Source organism: Pseudomonas sp. GM102 (assembly GCF_000282555.1).
In the GTDB taxonomy this organism is placed as follows: domain Bacteria; phylum Pseudomonadota; class Gammaproteobacteria; order Pseudomonadales; family Pseudomonadaceae; genus Aquipseudomonas.
Genome location: NZ_AKJB01000147.1, coordinates 17,811 through 35,111, shown reverse-complemented (window position 1 = coordinate 35,111; position 17,301 = coordinate 17,811). Strand labels below are relative to the sequence as shown.

15 protein-coding genes are annotated in these 17,301 nt (G+C 59.8%); 6 read left to right on the top strand and 9 right to left on the bottom strand.

The window, feature by feature from the left end; genetic code table 11:
* Positions 1-129: 129 nt before the first annotated feature.
* Positions 130-3,588 (bottom strand): GMC oxidoreductase, encoded by a 3,459-nt coding sequence (locus tag PMI18_RS01120; protein WP_007907550.1) that lies wholly within the window; start codon positions 3,586-3,588, stop codon positions 130-132.
* Positions 3,589-4,089: 501 nt separating this feature from the next.
* Between PMI18_RS01120 and PMI18_RS31150 the strand changes: the two genes are divergently transcribed.
* Positions 4,090-4,320, top strand: a complete 231-nt coding sequence (locus PMI18_RS31150; RefSeq protein ID WP_157221692.1) for a hypothetical protein — start codon at positions 4,090-4,092, stop codon at positions 4,318-4,320.
* Between the two features lie 334 nt (positions 4,321-4,654).
* On the opposite strand, the gene PMI18_RS01125 is transcribed toward PMI18_RS31150, so the two are convergent.
* The 7 genes from PMI18_RS01125 to PMI18_RS01155 form a co-directional block, all read right to left on the bottom strand.
* Positions 4,655-5,221 carry a GNAT family N-acetyltransferase gene (locus PMI18_RS01125; protein WP_007907549.1) on the bottom strand — a complete coding sequence of 189 codons (567 nt, stop codon included), beginning with the start codon at positions 5,219-5,221 and terminating at the stop codon, positions 4,655-4,657.
* Between the two features lie 99 nt (positions 5,222-5,320).
* Complete coding sequence (gene etfB / locus PMI18_RS01130; RefSeq protein WP_007907548.1) at positions 5,321-6,097, bottom strand: electron transfer flavoprotein subunit beta; 777 nt, start codon at positions 6,095-6,097, stop codon at positions 5,321-5,323.
* Positions 6,098-6,112: 15 nt separating this feature from the next.
* Positions 6,113-7,333, bottom strand: coding sequence for an electron transfer flavoprotein subunit alpha (gene etfA, locus PMI18_RS01135; RefSeq protein ID WP_007907547.1), 1,221 nt, complete (start codon positions 7,331-7,333; stop codon positions 6,113-6,115).
* Entirely contained in the window at positions 7,333-9,282 is a 1,950-nt protein-coding gene (dgcB, locus tag PMI18_RS01140) for a dimethylglycine demethylation protein DgcB (RefSeq protein ID WP_007907546.1), read from the bottom strand. Before dgcB ends, etfA begins: the two co-directional genes overlap by 1 nt.
* Before the next feature lie 172 nt (positions 9,283-9,454).
* Positions 9,455-11,515: a dimethylglycine demethylation protein DgcA gene (gene dgcA / locus PMI18_RS01145; RefSeq protein ID WP_007907545.1), complete on the bottom strand. Its 2,061-nt coding sequence runs from the start codon at positions 11,513-11,515 to the stop codon at positions 9,455-9,457.
* 15 nt (positions 11,516-11,530) lie between these two features.
* Positions 11,531-12,061 carry a DUF5943 domain-containing protein gene (locus PMI18_RS01150; protein WP_007907543.1) on the bottom strand — a complete coding sequence of 177 codons (531 nt, stop codon included), beginning with the start codon at positions 12,059-12,061 and terminating at the stop codon, positions 11,531-11,533.
* A gap of 78 nt (positions 12,062-12,139) precedes the next feature.
* Complete coding sequence (locus tag PMI18_RS01155; protein ID WP_007907542.1) at positions 12,140-13,117, bottom strand: dipeptidase; 978 nt, start codon at positions 13,115-13,117, stop codon at positions 12,140-12,142.
* Positions 13,118-13,353: 236 nt separating this feature from the next.
* On the opposite strand from PMI18_RS01155, the gene PMI18_RS01160 reads away from it, so the two are divergent.
* From PMI18_RS01160 to PMI18_RS01175, 4 genes are all read left to right on the top strand, one after another.
* A complete protein-coding gene (locus PMI18_RS01160; protein WP_007907541.1) occupies positions 13,354-13,755 on the top strand; it encodes a lysozyme inhibitor LprI family protein in 402 nt (133 codons plus the stop codon).
* Between the two features lie 212 nt (positions 13,756-13,967).
* On the top strand, positions 13,968-14,222 hold the full coding sequence (locus tag PMI18_RS01165; protein WP_007907540.1) for a type II toxin-antitoxin system RelE family toxin: 255 nt from the start codon (positions 13,968-13,970) through the stop codon (positions 14,220-14,222).
* Positions 14,206-14,529 (top strand): helix-turn-helix domain-containing protein, encoded by a 324-nt coding sequence (locus tag PMI18_RS01170; protein ID WP_007907539.1) that lies wholly within the window; start codon positions 14,206-14,208, stop codon positions 14,527-14,529. The genes PMI18_RS01165 and PMI18_RS01170 overlap by 17 nt, the downstream gene beginning before the upstream one ends.
* 32 nt (positions 14,530-14,561) lie before the next feature.
* A complete protein-coding gene (locus PMI18_RS01175) occupies positions 14,562-14,978 on the top strand; it encodes a DUF3010 family protein (protein ID WP_007907538.1) in 417 nt (138 codons plus the stop codon).
* Between the two features lie 118 nt (positions 14,979-15,096).
* Here PMI18_RS01175 and PMI18_RS01180 read toward each other — a convergent pair whose 3' ends face one another.
* A complete protein-coding gene (locus tag PMI18_RS01180) occupies positions 15,097-16,044 on the bottom strand; it encodes a GlxA family transcriptional regulator (RefSeq protein WP_007907537.1) in 948 nt (315 codons plus the stop codon).
* A gap of 223 nt (positions 16,045-16,267) precedes the next feature.
* Here PMI18_RS01180 and PMI18_RS01185 point away from each other — a divergent pair, with 223 nt between their 5' ends.
* On the top strand, positions 16,268-17,212 hold the full coding sequence (locus PMI18_RS01185) for a choline ABC transporter substrate-binding protein (RefSeq protein ID WP_007907536.1): 945 nt from the start codon (positions 16,268-16,270) through the stop codon (positions 17,210-17,212).
* Positions 17,213-17,301: the final 89 nt, after the last annotated feature.

Here is a 17,301-nt window from a genome sequence, read left to right as displayed (position 1 = left end):
TGCTCCCGCTCGGCTGCGAAGCAGTCGTAAATCCAGAAAACGCAGTGCATCTGATAGATCGCGTCTTTAGGCTTTGGGGCTGCTTCGCAGCCCAGCGGGAGCAAGCTCCCTCGCCACAGGTAAGCGGTGTCAACCGAGTGCGGTTTTCTCCAGGTGTTGCAGGATGATCGGGTACACATCGAGCACCGCATTCTTGCCGAACATGCAGTCGATATGCCCGTAACCCGGCACCACATGCCGGCTGTAGCGCTCCGGTCCATGGGCTTTGCACACGCGCTCATAAGTCTTGAGCGTGCTTTCCGGCAGGTAGCATTGGTTGTCTTCGCCGCTGATGAAGCAAATCGGCATGGTCAGCCGGTCGAAGTGCGGCATGTAGACGTCCTGGCCCTTGAAGTCCACCAGATGGCCTTTGCGCAGGATCAACGCCAAGTGCTCGAAGGTCTGCATGTTCGATTCGCCGAACAGCTCATGCAGGTTGTCATGCAAGGTCTCGTTGAGCGTGTCGTGGCGGTACAGCGACGCGTACATGAAGGTGATGCGATGGCATACCGGGTTGGTGCAGTAGCCCTGGGCCTCGATGCGGGCGTAGACGTTGAGGGCCTTGTCGTAGAGTTTGTTGAACCAGCTCTCCTTGTTGTCGGCATACGCGGTCAGGGATTTGATGCCAATGGCGTCGAGCATCCCCGGAAGGTGCAGACCGGCCTTGAGCCCCGTTGCCGTGGCGACCACCGTATCCGCGGCGATCTGCGAACACACCACCGAACGCACGCCCTGCAACCCGGCCAGCAGCGACATGAAGAAAGTCGTCGCCCCGTAGCAATGCACCACGCATTGCACATCCGCCGCCTTGGTTGCCTGCTGGATCTGCGCGATGGCAGCCTTGAAGTCGTACTGCGCAATCTGATCGCCGTTCCATTCGTGCTTGCTGGCCGGTATCAGAATGCTGACCCGGAAATCCAGCAGCCAGACGTCGTACTCGTGCTTGCACAAGAACTCCAGCAGGTTAGTCTGGATGGTGTCGGTGGAGAAAATATTCGAGCCCACGCCCAAGCCATGCACCAGCATCACCGGCCCTTTGCTGCCTCCCTGATAGCGGGTCAGGCGTAGCTGGACGCTGTCTTCGGTCTGGAAGAACTGCACGCTCGGCGTCGGCGCATCCAGCGGGCGTTTCTGCCGCGGCGGTGCATCGGGGTTGAAGTAGATGTCACCAGCGAACACCCCGCCGTAGCTCTCCCACAAGATGCCGGCGAAGAACTTGCCGAACCGCGCCAACCCTTCGATGCGCTCGCGTTCGTTGCGCGCGTTAAGCACCTTCATGGTGGTCATCTGCTTGGCGAAATCGGCCGGTTGAATGTGCATCACACCCGAGCCAATCACCTCACCGGTTTTGTCCGGCCCGCGATACAGCGTCACGTAGAGGGTGCTGGTGTCGTGCCAGACGTTCAGCACGCCATTGTCTTCGGGCACGGTCTTGAACGCGCTGAAGTAATAATCGCTGCCGTCCTCGGCGGTCAGTTTCATGTCGTAATTCATGTGCCGCACGCCGACCTGTTCCTGATATTCCTCGAACAGGTTGAACACGCCATTGCTGGCGGTCAGCGGTTCCGGCGACAGACCCGGCGCATTGAGCGTGCCGACCAGCGTCGCCGCGTGCTCCGGCTCCTTGATCATGCGGTTGAGGTCGTTGGCGGTGATGGTCAGGGTGAACTCGATCGGCGAGTTCTCCGACTCGCCGCGTTTGGCCGCCGCTTCGTAGAGCTTGAGATCGGTGCCTTGAGGCTGAGTGAAGTCCTTGGAGAAATAGCCCTTCATGGTTTCGGTGAACTGCACGCCGAGGGTCGGTGGCGCCACCTGTTTGCGCGGTGCCGAGGGCAGCGTGTAGTCGATGTGCCAGCCGCGATCGGCCGCCAGCAGGCCCATGTTGCGCTCGCTCACGGCGGAGATGGTCAGCAGCGGATTGACCGCCAGGGAAGTTGGAATCACCGCGCCGTCGGCCACGTACAACCCGGCATAGACATTGGTGCCACTGGCGCTGCTGAATACCTGCCCCTTGTGGTTGACCACGCCCTGCTCCGCGTCCTCGCCCATCACGCAACCGCCCAATGGGTGAACGGAAACGATGCTGTGTTTGAGCAGCTCGGTCCAGATCGGGTTCTCGACCCAGATCCCGCCCAACGCCTTGGTGCTCTGGTGCAGCCGCTCGTTGCCGAGTTTGACGTTTTCCTGCTCGCCGACGCCCGGCCAGTCGATGCGCAGTTGATCCTTGCTGTCGAGCACCATGCGACCCTTGCCGTCGTCGTGGCTCATGATCAGGTAGGTCTGCATGTTGTGCAGGGCGCCGTGATACGGGCCACGCAGGAAGCTCTCGGCTTCACGCTCGGCATACTTGAGCTTGCCGGTGAAACTGTCATCGGTGGGTTTGCCGATCAACCCGGCGAACGCGGCCATGCTCGGCACCATCGGCCGGCCTAGCGCGCCGGGGATCGAGCCTTCTTCGATGACCATGCGGCTGCGCCAGTCGCCTTCGGTGCGCATGTCGATGATCGAGGTGATGCACGGGCCGACCGGTTTCATTTCATTGGCCGGATGCGCGCCAAAACCGATGCCGTTGATCGCTTGGTCGCAGTTATGGCCAAAACCGAGAATGTCACCGTTGCCGCTCATGTTCTCGCCAAGCTGATTGGACGTCGCCAGACCTTTGTCCCGGGAGCGCAGGAGGATTTCGGTGGAGCCCAGCGTGCCCGCCGACACCACGACAATGTCAGCCTTGACGAACAGCGTCGGCGCGGAGAATTTCTCGCGGCCACTGTCCAGGTATTGGAAGTGCACGATCCAACCGTCGCCGTCGGCGTCGCGCTCCAGATGCCGCACCTCGGCCTGGCAGAAAATCTCTGCGCCGTGGTTCCAGGCATCCGGCAGGTAATTCATCAGCGTGGTGTTCTTGGCCTTGTTGTTACAGCCCGACACGCAGTCGCCGCAGTGGTTGCACGGTAATTGCTCGACACCGACGTGGTTGAGGTTGTTCGGCAGTTTGTCGAAGGTCACGTTGATCGGCGGCTTGTAGAAGTGCGCGCCTTGCTTGAGGTAGTCGGCGGACTTCTGGTTAGCCTCGAGTTTGGGCAAGGTCGGAGCAGTTTTCGGGTAGGGATTGGGCTTGAGCATCTCCCGGGCCCGGGCGTAACCGTCCTTGAGCAAGGTGTCGCGATGCTCACGTACCGCCAGCGGCCACCGCGGATCGTCAAACACACCGGGCTCCGGCTCCAGCGCGACGTTGGCGTTGATCAAGGATGTGCCGCCCAGGCCACAACCGACCACCACGTTTTGCTGGGCGTTGACGTGCAGGTCGAACAGCCCGGTGCGCGAACCGATGTGCCCGTCCGGGTCATGGACTTGCAGCTCTTCGGTGGCCGCCAGCATCGTATTGGGGTATTCGCCGGGCTGGATTTCCCGGCCCCGCTCCAGCAGGCACACCCGCTTGCCGGCCCGGGACAGGCGCGACGCCGCGATCCCGCCACCGTAGCCGGAGCCGATGACGATCACGTCGTAATGTTCCTTGATGTCGCTGATGGGCGTGGCAATCCGTGTCATGACTCATTTCCTCTCAGGCAGATGGGCAACTCTGTGGTTGCCTGCAATCGATAGATGAACGAACACCTGGTCACCGGGCACGGTCGGGCCTCAATGGCAGCTGCGTTTTGGCATGGATAAAAGGCTCAGGCGCTATAGGCGAGCGCGCTGATTGGCGGCGCGACGATGAATTCGTTTACGCAGCAAGGAGGCAGGTTTTGGAACACAGGTCATGCAGGGGCTTGGGTGCGAGCGATATCGCTGGCTATCCATCACGCGTTCTCCCTGAACCAGATGTGGATAAGAGACGGCTGTCCTTATGCCGTGAAAGTGAAGACAGGCGACAGATCGAAGTCAAGGCAGTGCCTTAGACCTGTATGAAATCTGATCTATCGCGTTCGGGCCTATACAGACCGTGGCTTGCAGGGTTCAGCGAACAAGTTATCCACATCTCCACCCACAGCTATTGGGGACAACTGTGGATGACGCGCCAAATATATTCACAAAAAACCAAGAAAAACCGTGACTTATCCAGAAGCAGAGTTTTATGCAAGCGTTGATCGTTTTTTGATCAGAAGTCTGCAGGGCACGGTTTATATGACGTGCAGAGGATGGCGAACACCTTATCCACAGAAGCACCAACAGACTTTGGGGGCAACTTTGCAGGCTCTGTGGAAAACTGCTGAAAGCCGTGAGAATTCGGGGTTTGCGGAAGGATTAACGAGGGAAAAGCGCGAATTGAACATTATTTGATCAACTCACTGAAAGCCTCGGTTTATATAGCCTGTAGCGGACAGCGAACATCTTATCCACAGAAGCGCCAACAGAGATTGGGGGCAAGTATCGACGTGTGAGCGACGTTACTCTGTGGAAAAAGCTCGAAAAAACCGTGGGTTAGGCTGGTTGTTTTTTGTACGGAGGGCTGCAGGGCTTGATTGGCATGGGGTGTAGCGAGGGGCGAACATGTTATCCACAGAAGCGCTAACAGGGATTGTGGGTAAATGCGCAATCCCAGGTCAGGCAACATCGATGGTGAATGTCAGTCCGTCATCGCGAGCAGGCTCGCTCCCACAGGTGTTCGATGTCCTTACGGCCGATACATCAAATAAGCCTCACCCGTAACCCGAATCATTGGGTGGGGCGTGATCTGGCAGGTATCGACGATCCGGAAGCCATGACGCTCATAAAACCGCCGGGCGCCGGTGTTCGCCGCATAGTCGATCAAGCTCAAGCCGTTGAGCCCCAACCGGTTGGCACGGTCGTAGGCATAGGCGAGGAACTGTTTGCCCAAGCCCTGATTGCGCCAGCCCTCGTGCAGGGCCAGGCTCGAAATATAGAGGGTGTCGGGGATTTCCATGGTGGCATAGGGTGCCAGGACCGGGTCGGTCACGGGAGCGGCCTGGGGATCGTGGCGCATCACGTAGCTGTGCAGCATGCCGATGACCTCTCCCTCGGCCTGCGCGATCAGGCAGTTCTGATAGGAGAAATCGACATCTTCACGGGCGTAACGAGCGGCACCCACTTCCAGCAGATCCTGCCCGGGCTCCGCCAGCTGGCTCCAGATGTAATCCGAAGCGCCCTCTGACGAAATCTGGAACAAACGGGCAATCTCGCGCGCATCCGTGCGCAAAGCCGGACGAAATTCAACAGCCATTGATGTGACTCCACAGAATACGAGCGACCTTTTTAGCGTGCAGGTTGATGCGTCACAACCGGCCAGGCCAACGGTTTTATGACCGGTTGTTGCACTCGCTCAACCCTGACGGACCACGCCTTCTTCAATCAGCAACTTGAGGATGGCTTCTGCGCCCGCCTGCGCGCTCACGCCCTTGAGCACCTGACCACCGCCGCCACTGGCCTTGGCCGTTGCGGCCTTCATGCGGTCGGCACCGCTCTTGGCCTTGATCACTTTCAAGCGCTTGGGCCGTGGTTTGGCCGGTTGCAGCGTGGCCACCGCCAGCAGTTCATCGTCGATCACCTCGACTTCATCCGCCTGCAACACCCCGCGCCGCGCCGGACCGTAGGCACTCTGCCGAGGCTTGGGCGCTGCGTTATCCACAGTCGCCAGAAACGGCAGGCGTACTTTCAAGCGCCTACGCTGCCCGCGAGGCAAGGCCTGCAGTACCAGCGCCGAACCACCGTCGATGGATTCAACCTGCGCCAAACCCACCACCAGCGGCCAGCCAAGGCTTTCGGCCAACAGGAACGGCAGCATGCCCGAGCCTTCACCGGTTTCCGCCTGGCTGCCGGTCAGTACTACCTGAGCCCCGGCATCGCGCAGATAAGCGGTCAGCGCTGGCAGCGCGTCAGCACCGACCGGTTGCTCCAGCACGTGCAACTGTTCCAGGCCCATGCCCAGATAAGCGCGCAGTGCCGGTTCCGCGACGTCACCGGCATGCAGCACTTGCAGGTTATCCCCAGCCAGTTGCAGGCCCAGTTCAACTGCTCGTGCATCCTGCTCGGCACGGCGTGGCCGGCCGGAGGTCGGGTGGGCGCCGATGGACACCAGGCTAATGATTTTCGTGCTCATAACCCTTTCCTTCCCTTAAGCCGCATCGCGCTTGGCGTCGTTGCGGTAAGCCTCTACCGCATCGATCAAGGCTTGAAGAATCTCGGCGCTCTCACCGATCACCGACAGGTCGGCCCGTTTGATCATGTCGCACCCCGGGTCGAGGTTGATCGCCACCACCTTGTCGCAGGCACCGATGCCTTGCAGGTGCTGGATCGCCCCGGAAATACCCACCGCCACGTAAACCCGTGCCGTGACCCAAGTACCGGACGCACCGACCTGACGGTCGCGGGCCATGAAGCCGTCGTCCACCGCCACGCGCGATGCACCTTCGGTCGCACCCAACGCCTCGGCCGTCCTGTGGAAAAGTCCCCAGTCCTTGACCCCGTTGCCGCCGGAGAAGATGAACTCCGCTTCGGCCATCGGAATCGCCGCCGGGTCCACCGCCACCGCGCCCAGATCTTCGATCCGCGACAGGCTGCGGGCGACTGCTGTGGATAACTCCACTGGCAAGGCTTCGTGACGGGTTTCGCTGACCGGTTCGGCGCATTCGGCAGCCGCCAGAATCAAGCGGGCGGCCGGACGTGCAAGATCCTGCAAACCAGCACCGGCGCGGCCGATGCACTCCTGATCCTTGACCTGCCAGACCCGCGTGGCCGGGCGTTCGCCCAGTGCGGCGGCAAAGCGTCGACCCAGTTCGCCACCACTGCTGCGGCTGTCCGGCAGCAACCAGTGACGCGGGTTGAACTGGTTATCCACAGCCCGCAGGCCCTGGACGCGTTGCTCCGGTGCATAACCGCTGAACTCGTCGCCTTCCAGTACCAGCAAGCGGTCAACGCCCGCCGTGGCGAAGGCGTTTTCCTTGTGCTCGCCGAAGATCACGGCCAGTACCGCGCCGTCCTTGCCGGCCAACTGATGAGCCAGGCCGAGCAAGTCGCGGTCGTGGCTGCTCAAGCGACCGCCGACCATGTCCGGCACCACGCTGATGTAGAACGCAGGTTGCGGCACTTGATGCAGCGGCAATTGCACTTCAACCGCGGCCGAGCGTTTGGTCGCCCCGCCCTGCTGAGCGCCGCTGCGGTCGATTCGCTTGATGCCGTTGGGGCCGATAAAACCGATCCCGTGAGGGTTCTTGCGGATGACACCGTTAGGCCCCATCCAGCTGTGTTGCGCCGGTTGCATGGCCGCGTGCAGCGGGTGCAGACGGTTGCGGGCGATCCATTCGGCGCGTGGGTCGCGGCGGATAATGTCGCTCATCAATGCACCTCCGCAGGTTCACGTTTGGCCGGTGCCGAAGGCTTTCCCGGCGCGGCGTCTTCGAGCAGGGCGTCGGCCACCAGTTCGGCGATGTCCTTGATTAGTGGACGCGGTTCGACCACGCCTTCGAGCATCGCGGTGCACTGTGGGCAACCCACGGCCACCAGTTCGGCACCGGTTTCGCGGATGTCTTCCATGCGCATGTCGGGGATCCGCTGCTTGCCCGGAATGTCGGTAATCGGTGCACCGCCACCGCCGCCGCAGCAGCGTGAACGGAAACCGGAGCGTTGCATTTCCTTGATCTCGATGCCCAGGGCGCGCAGTACTTCACGCGGCGCCTCGTATTCGCCGTTGTAGCGACCGAGGTAGCACGGGTCGTGATAGGTCACGCTGCTGCCTTTGTGCTGGCCGAGGTTCAGGGCGCCTTCGCCAATGATCTCCGCCATGTAGGTGCTGTGGTGCTGCACGAGGTAGTTGCCGTCGAAGGCGCCGTACTCGTTTTTCAGCACATGGAAGCTGTGCGGGTCGCAGGTGACGATGCGGTTGAAGCTGTACTTGGCTAGGGTCTGGATGTTGCGCTTGGCCAACAGCTGGAATGTCGCTTCGTCGCCCAGGCGTCGTGCCACGTCACCGCTGTCACGCTCTTCAAGCCCAAGTACCGCGAAGTCGACCTTGGCCGCTTTCAGCACTTTGACGAAGGCACGCAGGGTGCGCTGGTTGCGCATGTCGAAGGCACCGTCACCGACCCAGAACAGCACGTCGGTGGATTTCTTCTCGCTGAGCAGGTTCAGGTTCAAATCCGCCGCCCAGTTCATCCGCCCACCCGGCGCGAAGCCGCCAGGGTTATCGGTGGCGATCAGGTTTTCCAAAACTTCGGCACCCTTGTTCGGGGTCGCGCCTTTTTCCAGAGTCAGATGGCGACGCATGTCGACGATGGCGTCGACGTGCTCGATCATCATCGGGCATTCCTCGACGCAGGCACGGCAAGTGGTGCAAGACCACAGGGTTTCAGCGTCCACCAGACCGTTGACGATCGGTTGATGCGGATTGCCACCGTGTTCGCCAATGGCTTTGCCCGGATAAGGGCTACCAGCGAACTTGGCGTCAGTACCGCCAGCCAAACCAACGACCATGTCCTGAATCAGCTTTTTCGGGTTCAGCGGCTGACCCGCAGCGAAGGCCGGGCACGCCGCTTCGCATTTACCGCACTGCACGCAGGCGTCGAAGCCGAGCAGTTGGTTCCAGGTGAAATCCTTGGGTTTTTCCACACCGAGCGGCGCGTTCGGGTCATTCAGATCCAGCGGCTTCAAACCGGTGGAACGACCGCCGCCAAAGCGTTCGGCGCGACGGTGCCAGGCCAGGTGCAGGGCACCGGCGAAGGCGTGCTTCATCGGCCCGCCCCAGGTCATGCCGAAGAACAGTTCGCTAACGCCCCACAGCACACCGACGCCGAGGATCGCAGCGACCATCCAGCCACCGAAGTTTTCCGGAAGGATGCCGGCGACCGGCAGGGTCAGCAGGAAGAACGATGCCGAGAACGCCATCAGGCTTTTCGGCAGGCGCATCCACGGGCCTTTGGACAAGCGGGCCGGTGGGTTGCGACGGCGCAGGAACATAAAGATCGCGCCAACAAACATCACCGCCGACATCAGCAGCAGTGCATAACCGAGGATGCGGTTATGCAGGCCAAAACCATGCACCAGAATCGCCAGCACAATGGACGCCACCGCACCACCGGCCGTGGCAACGTGGGTGTTGGCAATATATTTGTCCCGCGCGACGACGTGGTGCAAATCGACCATGTAGCGTTTGGGCATGGCGAACAGACCGCCGATCAGGTCGACTTTCGACGCCCGGCCCTGACGCCACATAGCCACCCGCCGCAACGCGCCCAGGACAGCCAGGCCCAAGGCAGCGAACAACAGGATTGGAAGAAGGGTGTTCAACATGTGGAGCTCCCAAAGACCGCAGGGTCTTGCAGGCCAAACTACCTGGATGCCTTGCTCGAATCCCTGTAGGAGCGAGGCTTGCCCGCGAAGGCGATGGATCAGCCAACATCAATGTTGAATGTCAGTCGGCCTTCGCGGGCAAGCCTCGCTCCTACAGGTTATCCACAAGCTCTTAGAAATCCTTGCACAACCGCAACGCGTCATAGATCGCCGCGTGGGTGTTGCGCTGGGCCACGCAGTCGCCGATACGGAACAGCAAGTAGCCGTCGCCCGCCTGACTCAGCGAAGGTTGCGGCTTGATCGCGAACAGGGCTTCGATGTCCATCTGGCCTTTGTTGCGCGAGCCTTCCTTCATGGCGTAGTAGATTTCTTCGTCCGGACGCACGCCGTTTTCGACGACGACCTGGTCCACCACCCGCTCCTCTTTGGCGCCGGTGTATTCGTTTTCCAGCACCGCCACCAGCTTGTCGCCTTCGCGGTAGACCTTCTCCAGCATCATGTCGCCGGTCATGATCACTTCTTTGGGGTACATGCTGCGGTAGTAAGTCGGGAACGACGTACCGCCGATGGCCACGCCCGGTTTGATGTCGTCGGTGACGATCTCGACCTGGCTGCCCTTGTCGGCGAGGAAGTCCGCCGTCGACATCCCGGTGAACTCGCAAATGGTGTCGTAGACCAGCACGTTCTTGCCCGGTGCAACCTTGCCGTCGAGGATGTCCCAGCTGCTGACCACCAGGCCTTCAGCCGCGCCCCAGTGTTCGTTCTGTTCCAGGAACGGATGGCCGCCGACAGCGAGTACCACCACGTCCGGACGCAGGTCGAGAATGGTCGCTGCATCCGCCGCCACGCCCAGGCGCAGATCGACTTTCAAACGCGCCAGTTCCAGCTGGAACCAGCGAGTGATGCCAGCGATCTGGTCCCGCTGCGGAGCTTTCGACGCGGTAGTGATCTGCCCGCCGATGAATTCTTTCTTCTCGAACAGGGTCACGTCGTGGCCACGTTCGGCCGACACGCGAGCCGCTTCCATCCCGGCAGGACCTGCACCGACCACCACGACTTTGCGCTTCACACCGGTCGATTTCTCGATGATGTGCGGCACGCCCATGTATTCACGGGAGGTTGCGGCGTTCTGGATGCACAAGACGTCCAGGCCCTGGTACTGACGGTCGATGCAGTAGTTGGCGCCGACGCATTGTTTGATCTGGTCGACCTGGCCCATCTTGATCTTCGCGATCAAATGCGGGTCGGCGATGTGGGCGCGGGTCATGCCGACCATGTCGACGTAGCCGCCTTCCAGAATACGGGTCGCCTGGTTCGGATCCTTGATGTTCTGCGCGTGCAAAACCGGAGCCTTCACCACTTCTTTGATACCGGCGGCCAAATGCAGGAATGGCTCCGGTGGATAACTCATGTTCGGGATAACGTTGGCCAAGGTGTTGTGGGTGTCGCAACCCGAGCCCACGACGCCGATGAAGTCGATCATGCCGGTGTCGTCGTAGTACTTGGCGATCTGTTTCATGTCCTCGTGGGACAAGCCATCCGGGTGGAATTCGTCACCGCACAGACGAATGCCGACGCAGAAATCCGGACCGACTTCCTTGCGCACAGCCTTGATCACTTCCAGGCCGAAACGCATGCGGTTTTCGAAGCTGCCGCCCCATTCGTCGGTACGCTTGTTGACCCGCGGGCTCCAGAACTGGTCGATCATGTGCTGGTGCACGGCAGACAGCTCGACGCCGTCCAGGCCACCGGCCTTGGCCCGTGCGGCTGCGCTTGCGTAGTTGCCGATTACCCGCCAGATTTCTTCCGGTTCGATGGTTTTGCAGGTCGCGCGGTGCACCGGTTCACGGATGCCCGATGGCGACAACAGGGTTGGCCAATGCTCGCCGTCCCAGCGCGAACGTCGGCCCATGTGGGTAATCTGGATCATGATCTTGGCGCCATGCTTGTGCATGGCATCGGCCAGGTTCTGGAAGTGCGGAATGATCCGGTCGTCGGCCAGGTTGACCGACTTCCACCAGCCTTGCGGGCTGTCGATGGCCACACTGGAGGAACCGCCGCAAATCGCCAGGCCGATCCCGCCCTTGGCTTTCTCTTCGTAATACTTGACATACCGGTCGGTGGTCATGCCGCCGTCGGTGGCATAGACCTCGGCGTGCGCGGTGCTGAGCACGCGGTTGCGGATGGTCAGTTTGCCGATTTGAATCGGTTGAAACATTGCTTCGAAAGCCATGGCGGGTTCCTCGACTTACAACGGCTTGACGGTGAACAAACCGTCGTCGTGGCCTTCTTCGGAGCCACCGTAAACCTGTTCTGCAACGGTGCGGATCGAGCTGCCACGGGCCTGAAGAATCTGGTCCATGGCGCCGGCGAACCAGCCAGTGAACATGTAGTCGACCTTGCGCCCGACCTTGCCGTACACGTAGACAAATGCGGAGTGTTCGAGCTTGACGCTGGCGGTGCCTTTGTCGAGGTCGATGTCCTGGATCTTGAACAGGCCCCAGCCGCGTTGCGACAGACGCTTCATGTAGTGCTCGAACACTGCAACGCCTTCCAGGCCATGGCATTCAGCTTCTTTTTCACACCAGTGCCAGGCGGACTTGTAGCCGGCCTTGTAGAGGATTTCAGCGTAGGCGTCGGCACCCAGCACTTCCTCGATGCCCATGTGGTTGTTGACGAAGAAGTGACGCGGTACGTACAGCATTGGCAGGGCGTCAGAGGTCCAGACACCGGTTTCGCTGTCGACTTCGATTGGCAATTGCGGGGCGATCTTGGCCATGGAAACTTAACTCCAGAAAATTCGTTGTGTTGCCCCCGGCACGGACGGCCGGGGGAAAGGATTCAGAAATGCGGTGGCTTATTCGCCCCAGACGTCCTTGAGGACATTCACCCAGTTCTCGCCCATGATCTTGCGCACCACACGCTCGGAATGGCCGCGTTTGAGCAGGGTCTCGGTCAGGTTCGGGAACTCGCCCACGGTGCGGATGCCCAGCGGGTTGATGATCTTGCCGAAGCTGGTCAGACGGCGGGCGTAGCCCTTGTCATGGGTCAGGTATTCGAAGAAATCCTGGCCATGGCCCTGGGTGAAGTCGGTGCCGATGCCGATGGCGTCTTCGCCGACGATGTTCATGGTGTATTCGATCGCTTCGGCGTAGTCGTCGATGGTCGAATCGATGCCCTTGGCCAGGAACGGCGCGAACATGGTCACACCGACGAAACCGCCGTGATCGGCGATGAACTTCAGTTCTTCATCGGACTTGTTGCGCGGGTGTACTTTCAGACCCGACGGCAGGCAATGGGAGTAGCAGACCGGCTTCTTGGATTCGAGGATGACTTCTTCGGAGGTCTTTGAACCGACGTGGGACAGGTCGCACATGACGCCGACACGGTTCATTTCAGCGACGATTTCACGACCGAAACCCGACAGGCCGCCGTCGCGCTCGTAGCAACCGGTACCGACCAGATTCTGGGTGTTGTAGCACATCTGCACGATACCGACGCCGAGCTGCTTGAAGACCTCGACATAGCCGATCTGGTCTTCAAACGCGTGAGCATTCTGGAAGCCAAAGAGGATGCCGGTCTTGCCCTGTTCCTTGGCCTTGCGGATATCGGCGGTGGTGCGCACCGGAATCACCAGGTCGCTGTTCTCGCGGATCAGCTTCTGGCTGGCGGCGATGTTGTTGACAGTGGCCTGGAAGCCCTCCCACACCGACACGGTGCAGTTGGCCGCGGTCAGACCGCCCTTGCGCATGTCTTCAAACAGCTCGCGGTTCCATTTGGCAATAATCAGCCCGTCGATAACGATGCTGTCGGCGTGCAATTCGGCTGGGCTCATCAGGCTGTCCCCTATTAGCGATTCATGCGCCGAATCGTGTGCCGGCGCTTTGGGGCCAGCATATGCCTCGGTGCAGGGGTAGCCGGGTGCAAAAACGACAGGGGGTTTGCCGAAAGCGTCAATCCGCGACAAAGGGTCGTCAACAGGCGTCATTGCCTACCTATCCAAGGCCGCCCGCTTGGGCCAGAATTCGCCGCATCACTAGGTGTAATCACTGAATTAAGGGCGGCGACGCAATGAAATCGATCTTCCTGGCTTTGGCACTGATGGCAACTGGCGTACACGCAGCTGAAGAGGCCGACGACAACCCTTGCGACGCTGTCGAAAACGAGATCCAGACCCTGGAATGCTCGGCCTACAGCAGAACCACCGCCGAACAGCTGCTGAGCGACAACTTTCAGAGCCTGACCGAGCGCATGCAAACGCTTTACGGCAACAACAAGGCGCAACTGACCGACATCACCGCCAAAATCAAGACCGCGCAACAGCAATGGCTGAAAACCCGGGATGCCGATTGCGCAGTGGACGCATTTCCGGCGACCAGCGGTAGCAAAGCGTTCACCATTGCGCAGAATGATTGCATAGCGCGCATGAGTGACGAGCGGTCGGAGTTTTTGGAGTCGATTGGGCAGGAGTGATCCTGAATCGTCCGTCGAAAGCTGGTAGCCCTACCAGCTTTTACCTTCAATCAAGACCTTTCCCACAGGTTTCACCGAGCAAACCTACAACTCCCACTGGGTAAGGGTTAAAGCAGCTATTTTCGAGCAACATCCCGACAAATTTCGTTTGTTGGCCACCTGAAAAATATAAGTAAAGATTCGCAAAATCTTATAAAAGACTTATATTCTCCATGAACAGCATTCACTGGACTCGAAAGGCCGTTAAGCAGCTCTTGAAATTGCATTCCGTTCATCAGATCCAGGTTCATGATGCCATCACGGCGCTAGCTGGCATGCCTGATGTAGGCAACGTCAAAGCACTGATCGGTCATGACTACGCCTATCGACTGCGAGTCGGTAGTTATCGGGTTATGTTCGACTGGGATGGCGCGATCAAAGTGGTCAGTATTCAAGAGGTCAAAAAACGCGATGAACGCACCTACTGAGATTCAAATCATCAACGACGCGGAGGGAAAACCGGCGTTCGTGGTCATTCCCTACGCGCAGTATGTGGCGCAGAAGATCGAGCCCGATCTGATCCCCCACGAAGTGGTCAGTCGCATCGTCGATGGCGCGACGCCCATTCGCGCCTGGCGCGAACACCTGAACCTTACGCAGGATGAAGTTGCCAAGCGCATGGGCATTTCCCAACCGGCTTTCGCCCAGCAAGAAACGGTCTCCAAGCCCCGCAAGGCAACCCGTGAAAAAATTGCCGCAGCTTTTGGCATCACCGCCAACCAACTAGAGTTGTAAGCTGAACGCCAGCATCAGGAAAAGGGATTGAAATGAAAATCTGCGGCATCGAAATCAAAGGCAGCGAAGCGATCATCGCCGTGGCCTCCCTCGACGGCCAGGCGCTCAGTCACGTCGCCCTCGCCACCAAGAAAATCGCCCTCGATGAGGACGACGAAGCCGCCAACGTCAAAGTCTTCGCCGCTCAGGTGGCGTCGTTTGTTCGTGAGAACTCCATCGACCGGATCGCGATCAAGAAACGCAGCAAGAAAGGCGAGTTCGCCGGTGGGCCGACTACGTTCAAGATTGAGGGGATTTTCCAGCTGCTGGAAAATTGCGAGGTGACACTGCTGTCGCCGCAGACAATCAATGCGCAGAATAAAAAGTTCGATTTTGCATTGCCGGAGACGCTGAACAAATATCAGCATGAGGCGTACAAGGCGGCGTGCTCGGTCTTGATGAAGAAGTAAAAACAACCACATCTCTGTAGGAGCGAGGCTTGCCCGCGAAGAGGCCGGTACATTCGAAATCACTGTTGCCTGACACGACGCTTTCGCGGGCAAGCCTCGCTCCTACAGGAGGGCGATTTCAGGCCTTCTGGCTTTGCCGGCGGTCTTCACGCGGGCAGCGCTCGAATCTTGCCCGATAACTGCGGGTGAAATACGACGGCGATTCAAACCCGCACGCGATGCTCACTTCCAACACACTCATGTTCGTCTGACGCAGCAACTGCCGCGCCTTCTCCAGCCTTAACCGCAAGTAGAAATTGCTCGGTGTGTCGTTCAGGTGCAGGCGAAACAGGCGTTCCAGCTGGCGCCGGGTCACTTTGATCGATTCCGCCAGCGCCAGTGTACTCAGCGGCGGTTCGCTGTGCTGCTCCATCTCCCCGATCACCTGCACCAGTTTCTTGTTGCTGATGCCATAACGCGTGGCGACTTCCATGCGCTGGTGGTCTTTGCGCGGACGGATGCGCCCGAGTACGAATTGTTCGCTGACCTGGATCGCCAGTTCCGGGCCGTGGGCCTGGCCGATGAGGTCGAGCATCAGGTCGATGGAAGCCGTGCCGCCTGCGGAGGTGATGCGTCGGCGGTCGATCTCGAACAGCTCCTGAGTGACGCTCAGCTGTGGATAAGACTCCTTGAAGGCGTCGATGGCTTCCCAGTGCAAGGTCAGGCGATGGCCATCGAGCAGACCGGCTTCAGCGAGGATGAAGCTGCCGGTGTCGATGGCGCCGAGGGTCACGCCTTCGATATCCAAACGACGCAACCAGTGCTCCAGTGCCGGAGTGGCGAACTTCAGCGGCTCGAAACCGGCAACCACCAGCAAGGTCGCGCCTTTCTTCAGGGGTTCCAGCGCCACATCGGCATTGACCGACATGCCGTTACTGGCCAACACCGCCCCGCCATCGGCGCTCAACACATGCCAGCGGTACAGCTCGCCGCGAAAGCGATTGGCGACCCGCAGCGGCTCGATGGCCGAGATAAAACCGATCGCCGAAAAACCCGGCATCAACAAGAAGTAGAAATCCTGGGACATGGAGCGCACTCGCTTAGCAGGTAAAAAGAGGCCAGGTAACGAGAGGGCGGTTAGCGTGTTGACGTTGATACGCCACTTGCAACGAGCATTCAAGGGCGCAGGTCGCTGCAGTGCAAGAGCTGGTCGCCGCAGTGCGTTTTTACAGGGGCTTTGCTGCGTAACTTGGCATCACCGGCGCATCAGACACCGGAACCCACAATAACGACCTGCCGAGGAACCCGACATGAAACGACTGATCAGCAGCTGTGTTCTTGCACTCAGCGGTACCGCTTTCTTGAGCGCCAGCGTCATGGCGGCCGAACCCGCGTCGTGCCAGAACGTGCGCATGGGTGTAGTGAACTGGACCGACGTGATCGCTACCAGCGCCATGACCCAGGTGTTGCTCGATGGCCTCGGCTACAACACCAAGCAGACCAGCGCCTCCCAGCAAATCATCTTTGCCGGCATTCGCGACCAGCGTCTGGACTTGTTCCTGGGCTACTGGAACCCGCTGATGACCCAGACCATCACCCCGTTCGTCGATGCCAAGCAGGTCGAAGTGCTGGAAGCACCGAGCCTCAAGGATGCTCGCGCCACCCTCGCCGTGCCGACTTACCTCGCCGACAAAGGCCTGAAAACCTTTGCCGACATCGCCAAGTTTGAAAAGGAACTGGGCGGCAAAATCTACGGCATCGAGCCTGGCTCGGGCGCCAATACTCAGATCAAGGCGATGATCGCCAAGAACCAGTTTGGCCTGGGGAAGTTCCAGCTAGTCGAGTCCAGCGAAGCCGGCATGCTTGCGGCGGTGGATCGCGCCGTGCGGCGCAAGGAAGCTGTGGTGTTCTTCGGCTGGGCCCCGCACCCGATGAACGTCAACGTGCAAATGACCTACCTCACCGGCAGCGAAGACGCCCTCGGCCCGAACGAAGGCATGGCCACCGTCTGGACGGTCACCGCGCCGAAATACGCCGAGCAATGCCCGAACATCGGTCGTTTGCTGAGCAACCTGACCTACACCGCCGAAGACGAGAGCCGGATGATGCAGCCATTGCTCGATCACAAGGACGCTTTCGAATCGGCGAAGCAATGGCTGAAAGATCACCCGCAAGACAAGCAACGCTGGCTCGAAGGCGTGACCACCTTCGACGGCAAACCGGCTGCTGAAAACCTGAAACTGACCAGTAAATAAACCTGAAATGAATCACCGATTCGCAGCCCGTCCGGGCTGCGAACGGAATCGTCACGCCCTGAGCCTCACCTAAAAATCACGCCTGTAAG

Excerpts from the sequence above, each read along its gene's own strand:
- PMI18_RS01120 (WP_007907550.1), bottom strand. The coding sequence starts at position 3,588 with ATGACACGGATTGCCACGCCCATCAGCGACATCAAGGAACATTACGAC.
- PMI18_RS01125 (WP_007907549.1), bottom strand. The coding sequence starts at position 5,221 with ATGGCTGTTGAATTTCGTCCGGCTTTGCGCACGGATGCGCGCGAGATT.
- etfB (WP_007907548.1), bottom strand. The coding sequence starts at position 6,097 with ATGAGCACGAAAATCATTAGCCTGGTGTCCATCGGCGCCCACCCGACC.
- etfA (WP_007907547.1), bottom strand. The coding sequence starts at position 7,333 with ATGAGCGACATTATCCGCCGCGACCCACGCGCCGAATGGATCGCCCGC.
- dgcB (WP_007907546.1), bottom strand. The coding sequence starts at position 9,282 with ATGTTGAACACCCTTCTTCCAATCCTGTTGTTCGCTGCCTTGGGCCTG.
- dgcA (WP_007907545.1), bottom strand. The coding sequence starts at position 11,515 with ATGGCTTTCGAAGCAATGTTTCAACCGATTCAAATCGGCAAACTGACC.
- PMI18_RS01150 (WP_007907543.1), bottom strand. The coding sequence starts at position 12,061 with ATGGCCAAGATCGCCCCGCAATTGCCAATCGAAGTCGACAGCGAAACC.
- PMI18_RS01155 (WP_007907542.1), bottom strand. The coding sequence starts at position 13,117 with ATGAGCCCAGCCGAATTGCACGCCGACAGCATCGTTATCGACGGGCTG.
- PMI18_RS01160 (WP_007907541.1), top strand. The coding sequence starts at position 13,354 with ATGAAATCGATCTTCCTGGCTTTGGCACTGATGGCAACTGGCGTACAC.
- PMI18_RS01165 (WP_007907540.1), top strand. The coding sequence starts at position 13,968 with ATGAACAGCATTCACTGGACTCGAAAGGCCGTTAAGCAGCTCTTGAAA.
- PMI18_RS01170 (WP_007907539.1), top strand. The coding sequence starts at position 14,206 with ATGAACGCACCTACTGAGATTCAAATCATCAACGACGCGGAGGGAAAA.
- PMI18_RS01175 (WP_007907538.1), top strand. The coding sequence starts at position 14,562 with ATGAAAATCTGCGGCATCGAAATCAAAGGCAGCGAAGCGATCATCGCC.
- PMI18_RS01180 (WP_007907537.1), bottom strand. The coding sequence starts at position 16,044 with ATGTCCCAGGATTTCTACTTCTTGTTGATGCCGGGTTTTTCGGCGATC.
- PMI18_RS01185 (WP_007907536.1), top strand. The coding sequence starts at position 16,268 with ATGAAACGACTGATCAGCAGCTGTGTTCTTGCACTCAGCGGTACCGCT.